The organism is Streptomyces sp. CNT360 (genome assembly GCF_000424785.1).
Genome location: NZ_AUKO01000003.1, coordinates 237,888 through 252,942 on the forward strand (window position 1 = coordinate 237,888; position 15,055 = coordinate 252,942).

The following is a 15,055-nucleotide window of genomic DNA, read 5'->3' on the forward strand; positions in this document are numbered from 1 at the left end:
TCCCACCCGTTGACGGTCTCCGCCGCGCGGGCTTACGGTCCTTCTCGTTCGCTTTACCGAACGAGGGGGTTCGATGTACGGAACGCGCGCCGTGGTGCTCGGTGCGGGGATCGTCGGCGCGGCCTGCGCCCGCGAACTCGCCCGCGCCGGGCTGGCGGTGACCGTCGTCGACCGGGGCGGCCCCGCCTCGGCGACCACCTCGCACGGCGAGGGCAACGTGCTGGTCTCCGACAAGGGCCCGGGACCCGAACTCGAACTCGCCTGCCTCTCGCGGCAGTTGTGGCCGCAGGTGCTCGACGGGATCGCTGCGGGCTCCGCCGCGGGCCGCCGCGCCGCCGCCACCGCCGAGTGGGATCCCAAAGGCGGCATCGTCGTCGCGACGACGCGTGCCGGGGCCGACGGACTCGCCAGGTTCGCCGCTGAGCAGCGCGCGGCAGGCGTGCAGGCCCGGCCGCTGGAGACCGACGCGCTGCTGGAGGCCGAGCCGTTCGTCACGCGCGAGCACACCGCCGCCGTCCACTACCCCGAGGACGCCCAGGTCCAGCCCGCCGGTGCGGCCACCGCGCTGCTGAGTGATGCCCTCGCTGCGGGGGCGGCGCTGCGCTGCGGCGAAGAGGTGCGCTCCGGTGCCGTACGCGGTGGCCGGCTCACCGGAGTCCGCACCACCCGCGGGCTTCTGGAGGCCGACGTGTTCGTCAACGCCGCCGGACCCTGGGCCGGCGCGCTGGCCGCCCGCCTCGGTGCGCCGATCGCCGTCGAACCCCGGCGCGGCGACGTCCTGGTGACGACGCCGCTGCCGCCCACCGTCTTCCACAAGGTCTACGACGCCGACTACGTCGGGGCCGTCGGCAGCAGCGAGGAGGAGCTCCGCACCTCCGCGGTGGTCGAGTCCACCCGGGCCGGCAGCGTACTGATCGGCTCGTCACGGCGCCGGGTCGGCTTCGACGACCGGCTGCGGCCCGAGGTGCTCTCGGCCGTCGCCGCCAAGGCGCTGCGGCTCTTCCCCGCGCTGGCCGGAGTGCCGGTGATGCGGGCGTACGGCGGCTTCCGGCCGTACGTGCCCGACCACCTCCCGGTCATCGGCGCCGATCCGCGGCTGCCGGGCCTGTGGCACGCGACCGGGCACGAAGGGGCCGGTATCGGGCTGTCGGTGGGCACGGCCCGGCTGCTGCGCCACCTGCTCCTCGGCGGGCCCGCCCCGATGGACGCCGACGCCTTCCGGGTGGACCGTCCCGCCGTCCTCGGCCCCGCGTCGGACCGCGGGCGGCAAGGCACCACTGTCAGCGACGTCAGCCGGCAGCGAGACGTCCAGCACGGCGAGCGACAGCACGGCGCGCATCAGTGCGGCACACGCCGACACGCACCCGAGGACTCGCGGGAGGAGAGGTCATGAGCGCGCGACGCGTACCCGCCGCGCAGGACGCCGTCGGCCGCCGGGAACGGCCGCTGCACATCACCGTCGACGGCGAACCGGTCACCGGCATCGCCGGACAGAGCGTGGCCGGGGTGCTGCTGGCGGCCGGCCGCCGGGCCTGGCGGCAGGGTCCCTCCGGGGCGCCGCGCGGCGTCTTCTGCGGCATCGGCGTCTGCTTCGACTGCCTGGTGACCGTCAACGACGAGCCGGATGTGCGCGCCTGCCGCCGCCGGGCCGCCGACGGCGACGAGGTCACCACCTCCTCCCGCGCCCGGCCGACCGGACGGACCGGACGATCCGAGGCCGGGCAGCAGACCGGAACCGCCCACGGGGAGGAACGGTGAACAGGACGACGCCCCCGCACGTCGCGATCGTCGGCGCGGGACCCGCCGGGCTCTCGGCGGCGTACGCGGCGCTCGCCGCCGGCGCGCGGGTGACGCTGGTCGACGCGGCGGAGGAACCCGGCGGGCAGTACCACCGCACGGTGCCCGCGGACTACCGCGCCGAGCGCCCCGGCCGCCTCCAGCACGGGTGGCGCGCGTATCAGCTGCGCCGCCGCCGGGTGCTGAGCCATCCGCGCTGCCGGTGGCTGCCCCGGACCTCGGTGTGGGCGCTGGAGCAGCGGGAGGCCGCAGGTGAGGGGCCGCCGCGGGTGCACCTGGTGGGCCCGGGCCCGGTGGACGGTACGGGGCGCGCCCGGAGCACGCTGGACGCGGACGCGCTGGTCCTGGCCGTCGGCGCCCACGACCGGGTGCTGCCCTTCCCCGGCTGGCAGTTGCCCGGCGTCTACACGGCCGGGGCAGCACAGGCGCTGGCCAAGGGCGAGCGGGTGGCCGTCGGCGACCGGGTGGCCGTCGCGGGCGCCGGCCCCTTCCTCCTCCCGGTGGCCGCCTCGCTGCTGGAGGCCGGCTCACACGTGGCGGCCGTCCTGGAGGCCAACCCCGCCGCCACGGTCGTCCGGGGCTGGGGCCGCCGCCCCTGGCAGCTTGCCGCACAGTGGGGCAAGGCCGCCGAACTGGCCGCGTACACCGCGGCGCTGGCCCGCCACCGGGTGCCGTACCAAACGGGACGTGCGGTGGTCGAGGCGCGCGGGGACGGCCGGGTGGAGGAGGTCGTCACGGCGCGGCTGCGGCCCGACTGGTCGGTGGTGCCCGGAACCGGGCGCGTGCTCTGCGTGGACGCGGTGTGCGTCAGCCACGGTTTCAGCCCCCAGCTCGAACTGCCGCTGGCGGCGGGCTGCGCCCTGGAGGAGGCTCCGCCCGCCGCGGCGGGCGGGGATCCCGGAGCGGCTGGGGCGTACGTACGGGTCGACGAGGTGCAGCGCACCAGTGTGCCGGGCGTGTTCGCCGCCGGGGAGATCACCGGTGTCGCCGGCGCTCCGGCGGCGCGGGCGGAGGGCTCCGTCGCCGGGTGGACGGCCGCCGGGGGTGCCCCCTCGGCCCCTGCGCTGCGGGTGCTGCGGCAAAGCCGGGACGCGGGGCGGGCGTTCGCCGCGCGGCTCGCCCGTGCCCACCCCGTCGGCGCGGCATGGCCCGGCTGGCTGCGGCCGGAGACCGTGGTGTGCCGCTGCGAGGAGACCGACTACGGCACGCTGTGCGCCGCGCTGCGCTCACCCGCGGGTGCCGACCCACGCGTTTCCAAGCTCGCCACCCGCGCCGGTCTCGGTCCCTGCCAGGGCCGGATCTGCGGCCCCACCGTCGCCGCACTCCGCGCCCGCCTGGGCGCCGGGGAGGCCGGCACGTCCCCGGCCGAGGCGGCCGCCACCCACCGCAGGCCGGTCGCCCAGCCGATCCGGCTGGGCGAACTGGCCGCCTCCCCCGTTCCCCTCCCCCGTCCCGAAGAGGAGAAGCACTGATGAACCAGAGCACGCAGTCGGCCCGCGGTCTGGGCGGTGTCGTGGTGGCCACGGCCCTGCCGTACCGGGAGGAGGCCACGGCACCGGCCGGGCTGGCGGTCGACTACGACCGGTACGCCGAGCACTGCCGCTGGCTGGTGGAGCGCGGCTGCCACGGCGTGGGGCCCAACGGGTCGCTGGGCGAGTACTCGTCGCTCACGGACCAGGAGCGCCGCACGGTGGCCCGTACCGCGATCGAGGCGGTGGGCGACGCGGGCACCGTGGTGGTCGGCGTGCACGGTGTCGGCTCGCACCAGGCGCGGCACTGGACGGAGGTGGCCGCACAGGACGGCGCCGACGGCGTGCTGTGCCTGCCGCCGACGATGTACCGCGCCAACCGGGTGGAGGTCCTGGCCCACTTCGAGGCGGTGGCTTCCGTGGGGCTGCCCGTGATGGTCTACAACAACCCGATCGACACCAAGGTGGACCTGACCCCCGACCTGGTCGCGGAGATCGCACAGATCGACGGCGTGGTGGCCGTCAAGGAGTTCTCCGGTGACGTGCGCCGGGTACTGGAGATCAAGGAGCGGACCGCGGGCACCGGCCTGGAGGTGATCAGCGGCGCCGACGACGTCGTGCTGGAGAGCCTGCTCATGGGCGCGAGCGGCTGGTTCGCCGGGTTCCCCAACGTCTTCCCCGCCGAGTCCGCCCGCCTCTTCGAGCTGGCGACCGCCGGGCGGCTCGCCGAGGCCCGGGCCCTGTACGAGCCGCTGGTGGCCGCCTTCCGCTGGGACTCGCGCACCGAGTTCGTCCAGGCGATCAAGCTGGGCATGGAGCAGGTCGGCCGGTTCGGCGGCCCCTGCCGGCCGCCGCGCGGACCGCTGCCCGACGGCCTGCGCGCCCGGGTGGAGGCCGACATGGCGCGGGCGATCGCCGCCCTCGACGAGCGGACGGCCGCCTGATGCGCTCGGTCCGCACCCTCAGCGCCGTCGACTCGCACACCGAGGGCATGCCCACCCGGGTGGTCACCGGAGGGGTGCCGCCGATCCCGGGCGCGACGATGGCCGAGCGCCGCCGGTACGCCGTGCAGCACCTGGACGAGCTGCGCCGCTTCCTGGTGGACGAGCCGCGCGGGCACCCGGCGATGAGCGGCGCCCTGCTGCAGCCGCCCACCCGCCCGGACGCGGACTGGGGCGTGGTCTACATCGAGGTGAGCGGCTTCTTGCCGATGTGCGGGCACGGCACCGTCGGGGTGGCGACCGTACTGGTGGAGACCGGCATGGTGGCGGTGACCGAGCCGGAGACGCTGGTGCGGCTGGACACCCCTGCGGGGCTGGTCGAGGCGCGGGTCGCGGTGCGCGACGGGGTGGCCGAGAAGGTCACGCTGCGGAACGTGGACGCCTTCGCGCTGGAGCTGGACGCCTCCGTCACCGTTCCAGGACTGGGCGAGGTCGGCTACGACATGGCGTACGGCGGCAACTTCTACGCCCTCGTCGAACTCGACCGGATCGGCCTGCCGTTCGACCGCTCCCGCAAGGACGACATCCTGGCGGCCGGGCTGTCCATCATGCGCGCCGTCAACGAGCAGAACCGCCCCGCACACCCGGTGGACGCGGCCATCAGCGGCTGCAAGCACGTGCAGTTCCTCGCCCCCGGGTCGACCGGCCGCCACTCGCGCAACGCGATGGCCATCCACCCGGGCTGGTTCGACCGCTCCCCCTGCGGAACGGGGACCTCGGCGCGGATGGCGCAGCTCCACGCGCGCGGACTGCTGCCGCTGCGTACCGAGTTCGTCAACGAGTCCTTCATCGGAACCCGCTTCGTGGGACAGCTGCTTCGGACCGTCGAGGTCGGCGGTGTGCCCGGGGTGGTACCCGAGTTCTCGGGGCGGGCGTGGATCACCGGCATGGCCGACTACCTGCTGGACCCGCGCGACCCGTTCCCCCACGGCTTCGTCCTGTAGGCCGCGGCCGGGCGGCCGCGCGCCGCAGGCCGCCGGCGGACCGGAGGTCCCCTCATGTCCCGTACGACCCCCGCAAGACCACCGCGCTCCTCCCCGCCCCCCGCGCACGCCGGGCTGTTCGGCCGCGCCGGGATCTTCCGCCTCAAGCCCGTCGACTCCTCCGAGGAGGAGACGCGGGGCGGGCTGAAGCGGACCATGGGCCTGTGGCAGCTCGTCGCCCTCAGCCTGGGCGGACTCGTCGGTGCCGGTGTCTTCTCGCTGGCCGGGGTGGTGGCCCACGACGACGCGGGCCCCGCGGTGATGCTCTCCTTCCTCATCGCGATCGTGGCCAGCGGCGCCGCGGCGCTGTGCTACGCCGAGTTCGCGGGCATGATCCCGAAGGCGGGCTCCGCCTACACCTACTCCTACGCGGCGCTCGGCGAGGTGATCGGCTGGGCGATCGGCTGGGACCTGCTGCTGGAGTACACGGCGATCGTCGCGGTGGTGGCCATCGCCGTCTCCGGCTACTTCTCCTACATCCTGGAGCGGATCGGCGTCGACCTGCCGCACTGGATGCTGGGCGCTCCCGGCACCGGCTCCGGGCACAGGGTGGACGTGTTCGCGGCGCTGCTGTGCCTCCTGCTGGCCTTCGTCCTCTCCCGCGGCACCAAGGAGGCCGCGCGGTTCGAGACGGTGCTGGTCGTGGTGAAGCTGGGCATCGTCGCGCTGGTGGTGGCCGCGGGCGCCTTCCACATGTCGGCCGGCAACTTCTCGCCGTTCATGCCCTTCGGCATCGGCGGCGCGTTCACCGGCGCGGCCACCGCGTTCTTCGCCGTCTACGGGTACGACGCGATGAGCGCCGCCGCCGAGGAGAGCGCCGAGGCCAAACGGCTGCTGCCGAAAGCCATCGTGGTCTCGCTCGCCATCGCCGCCGTCGTCTACCTGCTGGTCTGCGTCGTCCTGCTGGGCATGCAGGACTACCGGCACATCGACACCGCCAGCCCGTTCTCCAGCGCCCTGGAGTCGGTGGGACTGGGCACTGCGGGGCTGGTCGTCGCGGTCGGCGCGGTGATCGGCGTGACGACCTCCGCGTTCGCCAACATGCTGGCCGTCACCCGCGTGTGGTACTCCATGAGCCGGGACGGGCTGCTGCCCCGCGCCTTCGCCCGCAACCATCCGCGCCGCCACGTGCCCACGCGGGTGATCTGGCCGGTCGGCATCGGCTCGGCGCTGATCGCGGGCTTCCTGCCCATCCGGGAGGCCGCGGACCTGACCAACATCGGCATCCTGGTGGCGTTCGTCGTCGTGGCCGTCGCCGTTATGGTGCTGCGCCGCACCCGCCCCGAGCTGCCCCGCGCCTTCCGCACCCCGCTGGTCCCCCTCGTACCGGCCGTCGGCGTGGCCTTCTCCTGCTGGCTGATAGCCCACCTCGACCCGGTCACCTGGCTGCGGTTCGCCGGCTGGATGGCCCTCGGCATGGTCGTCTACGGCGTCTTCGGCTACCGCAACTCCGCGGAGCACCGGCCCGCGGAGCACCGGCCCGCGGATCCCCCGCCCCCCGGCAACGACAAGGAAACCCCCGCACCATGAGCCCCACGAGTATCCCGCAGGTCCATGAGGCGGTCCGCGCCGCCGCCGCTGCCGCCCCGCACTGCGCCGCCGCCTCCCCCACCGTGCGGGCCGGCGCGCTGGTGGCCGTCGCCGACGCGCTGGAGGCCGAGCGCGCCGCACTGGTCGCGACCGCCGACGCGGAGACGTCGCTGGGCACGGCCAGGCTGGAGGGCGAGCTGAGCCGCACCACCTTCCAACTGCGGCTGCTGGCCGACGAGGTGCGCACCGGTACCCTCCACGACGCGCGCCTGGACAGGCCCGACCCCCGCTGGCCCACCGGCCCCCGGCCCGACCTGCGGCGCTGCCGCACGGCACTCGGCCCCGTCCTCGTCTTCGCCGCGAGCAACTTCCCCTTCGCCTTCAGCGTCGCGGGCGGCGACACCGCCTCCGCGTGGGCCGCCGGCTGCCCCGTCGTCGTCAAGGCCCACCCCGGTCACCCCGCACTCGCGCGGCGTACGGCCGATACCGTCCACCGCGCCCTGCGCGAGGCCGACGCGCCCACGGGCATGTTCGCCCTGATCGAGGGCGAGGAGGCGGGCGTTGCGGCGCTGCGCCATCCCGCGCTGGCTGCCGCCGCGTTCACCGGCTCGCAGCGCGGCGGCCTGGCGCTGGCCCGGATCGCCGCCGAACGCGAGGTGCCGATCCCCTTCTACGGCGAACTCGGCAGCGTCAACCCGGTGGTCGTCACCCCGCAGGCCGCCGCGGCGCGGGGCACGGAGATCGCCGAAGGGTACGTCGGCTCCCTCACCCAGGGCGCGGGACAGTTCTGCACCAATCCGGGGCTCCTGTTCGTCCCCTCCGCCACCTGTCTGGTCACGGACATCGCCGCGCGGCTCAGCGAGGTCCGCGGGGCGCCGATGCTGGGCCGGTGGATCGCCGACGGGTACACGGCCGCGGCGCGACGGCTCGCCGCGCAGCCCGGGGTGCGGACCCTCGTATGGCCCGACGCGCCCGAAGAGGCGGGCGCACCGGGTCCGCGGCTGCTCACGACGGACTCGCGGCGTTCACCGCGGCGGGCCCGGCCCTCACCGAGGAGTGCTTCGGGCCGCTCGGTCTGGTGGTCACGTACGAGGACATCGAGCCCCTCGCCGAGGCTGTCGCCGCGCTGCCGGGCCAGTTGACGGCGAGCCTGCACGCGGAACCGTCCGAGACGGGAGAACTCGGCGCTCTGGCGGGGGCGCTGACCTCCCGCGCCGGGCGACTGCTGTGGAACCAGTGGCCCACCGGGGTCTGTGTGACCCCCGCGATGCAGCACGGCGGCCCCTACCCGGCCGCCACCACCCCCGCCACCACCTCGGTGGGCACGGCCGCCCTCGAACGCTTCCTGCGCCCGGTCGCCTACCAGTCCTGCCCACAGGACCTGCTGCCCCCACCGCTGCGCGACGACAACCCCTGGAACGTGCCACAGCAGATCTCCGGATAGGCCCGGCCCGTGGACGCTCCGGCGACCTTCACCTGGTCGGTCCGTCACCCAGGAGGAGCGGCCGAGTCGCCGTCGCCGGTCCCGGTACGCGCACGGGCCGACGCACGGGTACGGGTACGGGTACGTCGTACCGTCGCACGCCACGCCGTGCCGCCCGTCGCCAGGGCCAGGGTCACCAGCAGGGTGCTGACCCACAGCGGGCCGCGGTAGCCGTGGCCGGCGGCGATTGCGGCGCCGCCCGCCCACGGGCCCACCGCGGCGCCCACGTTGAGCGCCGCGGTGGCGAAACCGCCCGCGAGGGTGGGAGCCCCGGCCGCCGCGTACAGCACCTGCGCGATCAGGAGGGTTCCCACGCCGAAGGAGAGGGCTCCCTGGACGAGCACCAGCACGACGGCCGCGACCGGGTGCGCCGCCACGAGTGCGTACAGCACCCAGCCCGCGCCCAGCAGTACCCCGCCCGCTGCCGACGCCCGCACCGGGCGGGTGTCCGCCAGGCGGCCGGCCAGGGTCACGCCCAGGAACGAGCCGAGGCCGAAGAGGGCCAGCAGCAGCGGCACCCAGGCGGTGCCGAACCCGGTGACCTCGGTGGCCAGCGGAGCGAGGTAGGTGAACGAGCAGAAGGTGGCGCCGTTGACGAGGGCGGCCGGCAGCAGGGTCAGCAGCGGCCGGGGCCTGCGCAGGGCGGCCAGTTCGCCACGGACACCGACGCTCGGCGCCACGCTGTCGGCGGCGGCGCCCGGTACGGAGCGCAGAAGCGCCACCAGCGCGGGTACGGAGACCACGGCCACGGCCCAGAACGCGGACCGCCACCCCCACACCTGCCCCAGCAGCGCGCCCGCGGGCACCCCGGCCACACAGGCGAGGGTGACCCCGCTCAGCAGCACTGAGGTGGCACGGCCCTTGGCGTCGGGCCCGACCAGCGCGGCGGCCGTCGTCAGGGCGACGGCGAGGAATCCGGCGTTGGCGAACGCACCGACGACGCGTGTGCCCAGCAGCACGGCGAAGCTGCTGGTCACCGCCCCGACCACGTGCACCAGCAGAAAGGCGGACAGGAAGCCGAGCAGCGCCCGACGCCGGTCCCAGCGGCGGCCGACCACCGCCATCAGCGGGGCCCCGACGACCATCCCCGCAGCGAACGCCGAGGTCAGCAGCCCGGCCGAGGACACGGTCACCCCCAGGTCGGCGGCGAGGTCCGGAAGGAGCCCGGACAGCATGAACTCCGAGGTCCCCTGCGCGAACACCGCCGACGCGAGGACGTACAGCACAAATGGCATGCGAAACTCCGCAATCCCGTGAATGGAGGACAGCGGCAGGCGCGCGACACCGGGCCGGCCGGGGCGGTGCCCCCGGAAAGGGGCCGTCCGTCCGGTCGCGGGGCCGCGGTGGAGCACACGACTGCCGCGGAAGGATCCGGAACACGGCAACCCGGGCAGGGCGCTCGACGCATACGCACAACCGACCGCACGACGGCGGTCACCGCACAGCGGTCACCGCGCAGAAGTCGTCACGCGGCAGTCGTCGTGGAAGCAGCCTGCGTGCAGGGCCTCCGTCCGGAGGGCCCTGCACGGGGCGGAACGTCGCGGAGCAGCCACCGGGCGGCCGGTGGCTACCGTCTGGAGGCCTCGGGACTGGACACGCCCGGCACCCTAGCCCCGCAGGACACCCCGGTCGACTCCTTTCCGGCGGCTCCCGGCGCCTCTGCCGCGCGGCCCCCGCCCGCTAGGGTGCGGCCTGTCATGAGCAACGAACCTGATGTCCGCACCCTCTTCGACTTCGTCGCCCACACCGCCCGCCTGCGCGAGGTGGAGCGGCACAACCACGCCACCGCCGAGCGGCGCGAGTCCGTGGCCGAGCACTCCTGGCACCTGGCGATGGTGTGCTGGACGCTGCACACCGAGTTCGAACGGGAGAGCGGGCTTCCGCTGAGCCTGGAGCGGATGCTGAAGCTGTGCCTGATGCACGACCTGGTGGAGATCGACGCCGGTGACCCGTCGGCCTGGCACACGGCCGAGGCAGGCGACGACGCCCTCGACCGGAAGGCCCGCACCGAGGAGGCGGCGGCCCAGGACCGCTTCGGCGCACTCCCCGCCCCGCTCGGCCCGGAACTGCTCGCCCTGTGGCGGGAGTACGAGGAGGCCGCCACGCCCGAGGCGCGCCTGGTACGGGGCGCCGACCGGCTCAACCCCGCGCTGATGCGTCTGCTCACCGGACAGGGCTGGGCCGACGTGGACGCCGACGCCGCCGCCCTCGACCAGCTCCAGCTCCCGCGCGTGAGCGGGAGCCCCACGCTGACGGCGCTGTACGAGGAGGTCAGGGAAGCCGCCCTCACCCAGGGCCTCCTCCGCCCCTGACCCCCTGACCTCTCACCGCGGTGGCTCCTGCGCACCCGTACCGGCTGTCCCAGCCGGACACCGGCCGCCGCGGCGGGTGGGGCGCCAGGGCCCCAGGCCGGGAAGGGTGCCGCCGAACGCGGCGGGAACCCGGCCCGGGGTACGTCCGTCGAGCACCACCGACCACACCTGCGGTCCGACGTCATCGCCGGCGGGTCAGCGGGTGCCGCGTTCGCCGCCGTTGACGTTGAGGACCTGCGCCGTGATGTCGCGGGCCGCGTCGGAAGCCAGGAAGGCGACGGCGCCCGCGATGTCGCCGGGTGTGCCGGGGCGGCCCAGCGCGGTGGAGTTGATCAGGTGGTCCCGGCGCTCGGTGGTGAGCTTGCCCTTGAAGAACTCGGTGTCGGCGATGTAGCCCGGAGCGACGACGTTCGCCGTGATGTCCCGTGGGCCCACCTGCTGGGCCAGGCCCAGATTCCAGGAGGCCAGCCCGGCCTTGGCCGCCGCGTACGCACCGACGCCCTTGTCGGCCGCGATGGAGCCGATGCTGATGATCGCTCCGCCTGGTGCGATCCGGCCCTCGACCGCTCGGGTCGTCAGCGCCACGCCGAGCAGGTTGGCGTCCAGGTTGGCGCGGAAGTCCCGCGCGAAGACCTCCAGCGCGCCGAGCCCCTCGTCGTCCTTTGCCACCAGGTCGGTGTTGCCGCCCGCGTTGTTGACCAGGACGTCGAGCCGGTCCGGCAGCGCGTCGAGCAGTCGGGTGACCGCCTCGGGGTGGGTGTGGTCGCACACCACCGCCCGCGCCCCGATCCGGTCGGCCGCCGCCTCCAGCGGCGCCCGCCGCCGGCCGGTGACGACGACCGACTCCCCGTCCTGCGCGAAGCGTTGGGCGACGGCGAAGCCGATGCCGGTCGCGCCACCGGTGACCAGGATGCCCCGTGCCATAGAGTGTCCTCCAGAGAATCGTTCAGTTCTAAATTTAGACCTGAACGTAACCCGGAGGAGGCCCCGTGGCAAGCGAGAACCCCGACCCCGCGTCCGACCCCGTCGAAGCCATCGCCGCCGCCTGGCAGCGCGAACGGCCCGGCACCCCCGTCTCCTCCATCGGCGTCGTCACCCCGCTGTGGCGGCTGGCCAAGCTCTTCGGTGACGACCGCCGCCGGGTGCTGGCCCGCGCCGGGGTCGACACCGCCACTCTCGACCTGCTCAGCATGTTGCGGCGCGCGGGCGAGCCGTACGCGCTCACCACGCGCGAGCTCGCCGAACGCTCCATGATCACGGCCGGTGCCATCTCCCAGCGGGTGGCCCGCGCCGAACGCGAGGGCCTGGTCACCCGGCGTCCCGGCGCGGCCCGCCGCCGCTCCGTCCTGGTCGAACTCACGGCGGAGGGGCACACGTTGGTCGAGTCCACCGTCGACCAGGTCCTCACCCGCGAGGCCGACCTGCTGACCGGCCTCACCGCCGAGCAGCAGAACCAACTGGCGGGGCTGCTGCGTGTTCTGCTGCAGGACGTGCAACAGCGGTTGAACGATCACGGACTGACCCAGGTGGGGGAACCGGAGTAAGGCCCGGCTATCGACTGTCGGCCCTCTCTTCCCCTGTAGTAACTTTCGAGAGATCGAACTGCGGGCAGAGAGCTGAGAGATTCGTTGCATATGAACAAGCAGGCGAGCACAGCGATGTGGACCGCAGGAGCCGTCACCGCGGCCCTGCTGTTGGGCGCGTGCGGGGGCGGTGACAGCGACTCGAAGGGCGAGATCAAGGGCGCGGGCGACGGCGGGCCGTCGAAGTCCAGCGCCGCCCCGAAAAAGAGCTCCGGCCCGTCCAGGGCCGAGCCTTCCGAGATCAAGTTGGCGAAGGACGCCAAGAACGTCTTCGAGGACGCCGGGACAGGTGACCCGAAGAAGAAGGCGGTCCTGGCGGACAACCAGCGGCGGATCAACTCGATCGACCGGGTGATCACCACCCGGAAGGACACCGACCTGGTGAAGAAGTACGCCAAGGGCGAGTCCTTGATGGCTTCGGACAAGTACGTCCTCGAAACCATCAAGGAGAATCAGAGCTGGGCCGGTGTCACGCGCTACTACGACCAGCACGTCGAGTTGCAGAGTGACACCGTCGCGCAGGTCAGCTTCTGCACCGACGAGAGCAAGGCGAAGAACAAGGATCTCAAGACGGGCAAGCTGGAACCGAACAACGGGGGCGACTTGAACTACATCTTCAGCCGACTTCGTCTGGAGCGAAACAAGGACGGGGTGTGGCAGGCAACGTCGGGTTCCGAGACAGCGAAGGCCAAGAAATGCATGGACTGATGCGCAGAGGCTCAGTCGTCGTGATGGCTACTGGGCTGCTCATCGCCGGGTCGGGTTTCGCCCATGCGGGCCCGAAGGGATCGGGCACCAACAAGGCGACCGGTTCGACGGACAAGACCGACCTCGTCTCGGAAGTGTCCCGCGTGCAGGTCAGCGGCGCAGGCGGCGGTGGGCGCGGGGACACCGTCAAACTCACCCCGCAGAACTCCAACTGGGAACCGCCGGCGTGCTGGTACGAGCCGAAGACGTCCCCGAAGGAGCTCAGGAAGAAGATCGAGGGCGCCAAGCCTGAGAAGCCGAAGAAGAAAAAGAAGAAGACCGGCTTGATCTTCGACGATCTCTCCGAGAGCAACCACAAGGCCGCGGACGCGATAGCCAATCAGGTGGTCGGGCTCTACGAGAACTACTACCAGACCGACAAGTACAAGAACTACAACATGGACAAGCAGGGCGAGGGCATGTTCTGGGAGGGGGTGAAGAATCCCGACCGTGCCGACGATCCGGAGGCCGACAAGTGCGGCCAACACGCTTATTGGGTCGACAAGGGCAAGACCCCCGAGGACGTGCCGCTCGCGGTGAGTCCGAAGGTGCTGGCGGAGTACGCCTACGAGCGGCTCCCCATCCCCCGCACCGAGATCTCCACGAACCCCGAGGACAAGCAGACGGTCAACCTCGACACCTGGGTGTGGGCGGACAAGAAGAAGTTCAGGTCGGTGAGCGTGACGGCCTCACTGGACAACCCGCACATCTCGGCCACGACGACGGCCGAGCCCGTCTCCCTCACGCTCGATCCCGGTACCGAGGACGCCAAGACGTATCCGGCGTCGGGGAAGTGCAAGCTCGGGGAGCCGTACTCCGCGGGGAAGAAGGACGAGACCCCGCCGTGCGGGGTGCGCTACCTGCGTGCCTCCGCGAAGAACGGCTCCTATCCGTTGAAGGCGACCCTCACGTGGGAGATCTCCTGGAAGGGCTCGGACGGCAGCGGCGCCGGCCTGCCGGCCGGGGAGTTCAGCACCACGCACGACGTCACGGTCAAGGAGATCCAGTCCATCGTGCGGGACTGAGCCCGCGCAGGGCGTGCGGGCGGCGGCCGCTCAGAAGGTGACCGTGGCGGTGACCGGCACGTGGTCGGAGAGGGTCACGTGCTGGTCGGTCACGTAGCAGGAGGCGGCCGCCGAGGGGTTGGTGAACAGGTAGTCGAGTTTGCCGCCCCGGGTGCCGTTCTGCCGCTGGTAGGTGCCCTTGCCGGTGCGGGCGCCGCCGGCCGCGTCCTGGCTGCATTCCTTGTAGTCGGCGTAGAGGGGGTCGAGCATCGGTCCGGTGAGGCCCGAGCTCTGGGTGGGGGCCGCGTTCAGGTCGCCGCCGAGGACGACGCGGGAGCTGTTCCTGCCGTAGCCGGCGAGCTCCTCGGCCTGCCCGTACTGGGAGGTGAGGAACTCCGAGGCCTGCTTCTCGGACCAGCCGGAGTGGCCGCCCTTCCACGGGGTGAGGTGGGTGCCGCAGAAGCGGGTGCCGAGCGCGTCGGCGCAGACGGCGGCCTGGTGGACGTTCCAGTGGCCCCAGGCGTCGCGGGCGTTGGGCACGTTCTTGGTGGCGTAGTGGTAGCGGTGGAAGGTCGGGGCGGTCGACCTGACTCCGACGGCGACGCCGAACTGGCCGCGGCCGCCCGCGCACTGGCGCTTGACGATGCTGTCGCCCTTGCCGGAGCCGGAGCCGCGGTCGAGGATGCCGGAGAAGCCGAAGCGCCAGCCCGCCATGCCGTCGAGGGTGCGGAGTTTCTCGACGTCGGCGTAGCAGATCTCCTGGAGGAGCACCGCGTCGAGGCCGTCGTGCTGCTGCATGTGCCAGCGGATACCGGCGGCGACCTTGCCGGTCTGCCGTCCGTTGGCGCACAGTGCCTGGCCCTTGTCGTCCTTGCGGGGCGCGGAGTTGGCGCACGTGTTCCAGGTCATGACCTGGACGGAGGCGGGTGCGGCTGCGGGCGCGGTACGGGCCGCTGCCGCGGTCCCTCCCCCGGTGAGTGAGACGGTGGCCAGGGCCGTCGCCGTGGCGGCGAGGGTCCAGCCGATGTTCCGCCGCCGCCGAGCCCCGTATCGCACGCGCATGTGCCCTCCCGCTCTGTCGTCCCCGTCCCTGTCGGCCGGGGCCGACGGCAGGCTACTGCCGGAGCAAGGGGGCCGGAAAGGGCG

At 73.3% G+C, this 15,055-nt stretch carries 13 protein-coding genes and 1 pseudogene; 11 read left to right on the forward strand and 3 right to left on the reverse strand.

All coding sequences use genetic code 11. From position 1 onward, the window contains the following. The first annotated feature begins 73 nt into the window (after window positions 1-73). The 7 genes and pseudogenes from H297_RS35300 (at window position 74) to H297_RS35315 (ending at window position 8,224) form a co-directional block, all read left to right on the forward strand. A complete protein-coding gene (locus tag H297_RS35300) occupies window positions 74-1,393 on the forward strand; it encodes an FAD-dependent oxidoreductase (RefSeq protein WP_078513850.1) in 1,320 nt (439 codons plus the stop codon). Continuing rightward, complete coding sequence (locus H297_RS35305) at window positions 1,390-1,758, forward strand: (2Fe-2S)-binding protein (protein WP_078513851.1); 369 nt, start codon at window positions 1,390-1,392, stop codon at window positions 1,756-1,758. Before H297_RS35300 ends, H297_RS35305 begins: the two co-directional genes overlap by 4 nt. After that, a complete protein-coding gene (locus tag H297_RS0108440) occupies window positions 1,755-3,269 on the forward strand; it encodes an FAD-dependent oxidoreductase (protein ID WP_027736675.1) in 1,515 nt (504 codons plus the stop codon). Before H297_RS35305 ends, H297_RS0108440 begins: the two co-directional genes overlap by 4 nt. Then, window positions 3,269-4,210 (forward strand): dihydrodipicolinate synthase family protein, encoded by a 942-nt coding sequence (locus tag H297_RS0108445; protein ID WP_027736676.1) that lies wholly within the window; start codon window positions 3,269-3,271, stop codon window positions 4,208-4,210. The genes H297_RS0108440 and H297_RS0108445 overlap by 1 nt, the downstream gene beginning before the upstream one ends. Continuing rightward, complete coding sequence (locus tag H297_RS0108450; protein WP_027736677.1) at window positions 4,210-5,211, forward strand: proline racemase family protein; 1,002 nt, start codon at window positions 4,210-4,212, stop codon at window positions 5,209-5,211. Before H297_RS0108445 ends, H297_RS0108450 begins: the two co-directional genes overlap by 1 nt. A 54-nt stretch (window positions 5,212-5,265) precedes the next feature. Then, window positions 5,266-6,780, forward strand: coding sequence for an amino acid permease (locus H297_RS35310; RefSeq protein WP_078513852.1), 1,515 nt, complete (start codon window positions 5,266-5,268; stop codon window positions 6,778-6,780). Then, window positions 6,777-8,224: pseudogene (locus H297_RS35315) on the forward strand (aldehyde dehydrogenase (NADP(+))). The gene H297_RS35310 and the pseudogene H297_RS35315 overlap by 4 nt, the downstream one beginning before the upstream one ends. A 44-nt stretch (window positions 8,225-8,268) precedes the next feature. On the opposite strand, the gene H297_RS0108465 reads toward H297_RS35315, so the two are convergent. Next, window positions 8,269-9,498, reverse strand: a complete 1,230-nt coding sequence (locus H297_RS0108465; protein WP_027736678.1) for a Cmx/CmrA family chloramphenicol efflux MFS transporter — start codon at window positions 9,496-9,498, stop codon at window positions 8,269-8,271. A 462-nt stretch (window positions 9,499-9,960) separates the two neighbouring features. On the opposite strand from H297_RS0108465, the gene H297_RS0108470 reads away from it, so the two are divergent. Next, complete coding sequence (locus H297_RS0108470) at window positions 9,961-10,575, forward strand: HD domain-containing protein (protein WP_051351668.1); 615 nt, start codon at window positions 9,961-9,963, stop codon at window positions 10,573-10,575. Window positions 10,576-10,770: 195 nt separating this feature from the next. Here H297_RS0108470 and H297_RS0108475 read toward each other — a convergent pair whose 3' ends face one another. Continuing rightward, a complete protein-coding gene (locus tag H297_RS0108475; protein WP_027736680.1) occupies window positions 10,771-11,499 on the reverse strand; it encodes an SDR family oxidoreductase in 729 nt (242 codons plus the stop codon). Between the two features lie 65 nt (window positions 11,500-11,564). On the opposite strand from H297_RS0108475, the gene H297_RS0108480 reads away from it, so the two are divergent. From H297_RS0108480 to H297_RS0108490, 3 genes are all read left to right on the forward strand, one after another. After that, on the forward strand, window positions 11,565-12,119 hold the full coding sequence (locus tag H297_RS0108480) for a MarR family transcriptional regulator (protein ID WP_027736681.1): 555 nt from the start codon (window positions 11,565-11,567) through the stop codon (window positions 12,117-12,119). A gap of 90 nt (window positions 12,120-12,209) precedes the next feature. Beyond that, window positions 12,210-12,866: a hypothetical protein gene (locus tag H297_RS0108485; protein WP_027736682.1), complete on the forward strand. Its 657-nt coding sequence runs from the start codon at window positions 12,210-12,212 to the stop codon at window positions 12,864-12,866. 23 nt (window positions 12,867-12,889) lie between these two features. Beyond that, complete coding sequence (locus H297_RS0108490) at window positions 12,890-13,930, forward strand: hypothetical protein (protein ID WP_486589451.1); 1,041 nt, start codon at window positions 12,890-12,892, stop codon at window positions 13,928-13,930. 30 nt (window positions 13,931-13,960) lie between these two features. On the opposite strand, the gene H297_RS0108495 is transcribed toward H297_RS0108490, so the two are convergent. Continuing rightward, window positions 13,961-14,971 (reverse strand): endonuclease/exonuclease/phosphatase family protein, encoded by a 1,011-nt coding sequence (locus H297_RS0108495; protein ID WP_027736684.1) that lies wholly within the window; start codon window positions 14,969-14,971, stop codon window positions 13,961-13,963. Window positions 14,972-15,055: the final 84 nt, after the last annotated feature.

Coding starts and splice junctions, on each gene's coding strand:
- H297_RS35300 (WP_078513850.1), top strand. CDS start 74: ATGTACGGAACGCGCGCCGTGGTGCTCGGTGCGGGGATCGTCGGCGCG.
- H297_RS35305 (WP_078513851.1), top strand. CDS start 1,390: ATGAGCGCGCGACGCGTACCCGCCGCGCAGGACGCCGTCGGCCGCCGG.
- H297_RS0108445 (WP_027736676.1), top strand. CDS start 3,269: ATGAACCAGAGCACGCAGTCGGCCCGCGGTCTGGGCGGTGTCGTGGTG.
- H297_RS0108450 (WP_027736677.1), top strand. CDS start 4,210: ATGCGCTCGGTCCGCACCCTCAGCGCCGTCGACTCGCACACCGAGGGC.
- H297_RS35310 (WP_078513852.1), top strand. CDS start 5,266: ATGTCCCGTACGACCCCCGCAAGACCACCGCGCTCCTCCCCGCCCCCC.
- H297_RS0108465 (WP_027736678.1), bottom strand. CDS start 9,498: ATGCCATTTGTGCTGTACGTCCTCGCGTCGGCGGTGTTCGCGCAGGGG.
- H297_RS0108470 (WP_051351668.1), top strand. CDS start 9,961: ATGAGCAACGAACCTGATGTCCGCACCCTCTTCGACTTCGTCGCCCAC.
- H297_RS0108475 (WP_027736680.1), bottom strand. CDS start 11,499: ATGGCACGGGGCATCCTGGTCACCGGTGGCGCGACCGGCATCGGCTTC.
- H297_RS0108485 (WP_027736682.1), top strand. CDS start 12,210: ATGAACAAGCAGGCGAGCACAGCGATGTGGACCGCAGGAGCCGTCACC.
- H297_RS0108490 (WP_486589451.1), top strand. CDS start 12,890: ATGGCTACTGGGCTGCTCATCGCCGGGTCGGGTTTCGCCCATGCGGGC.
- H297_RS0108495 (WP_027736684.1), bottom strand. CDS start 14,971: ATGCGCGTGCGATACGGGGCTCGGCGGCGGCGGAACATCGGCTGGACC.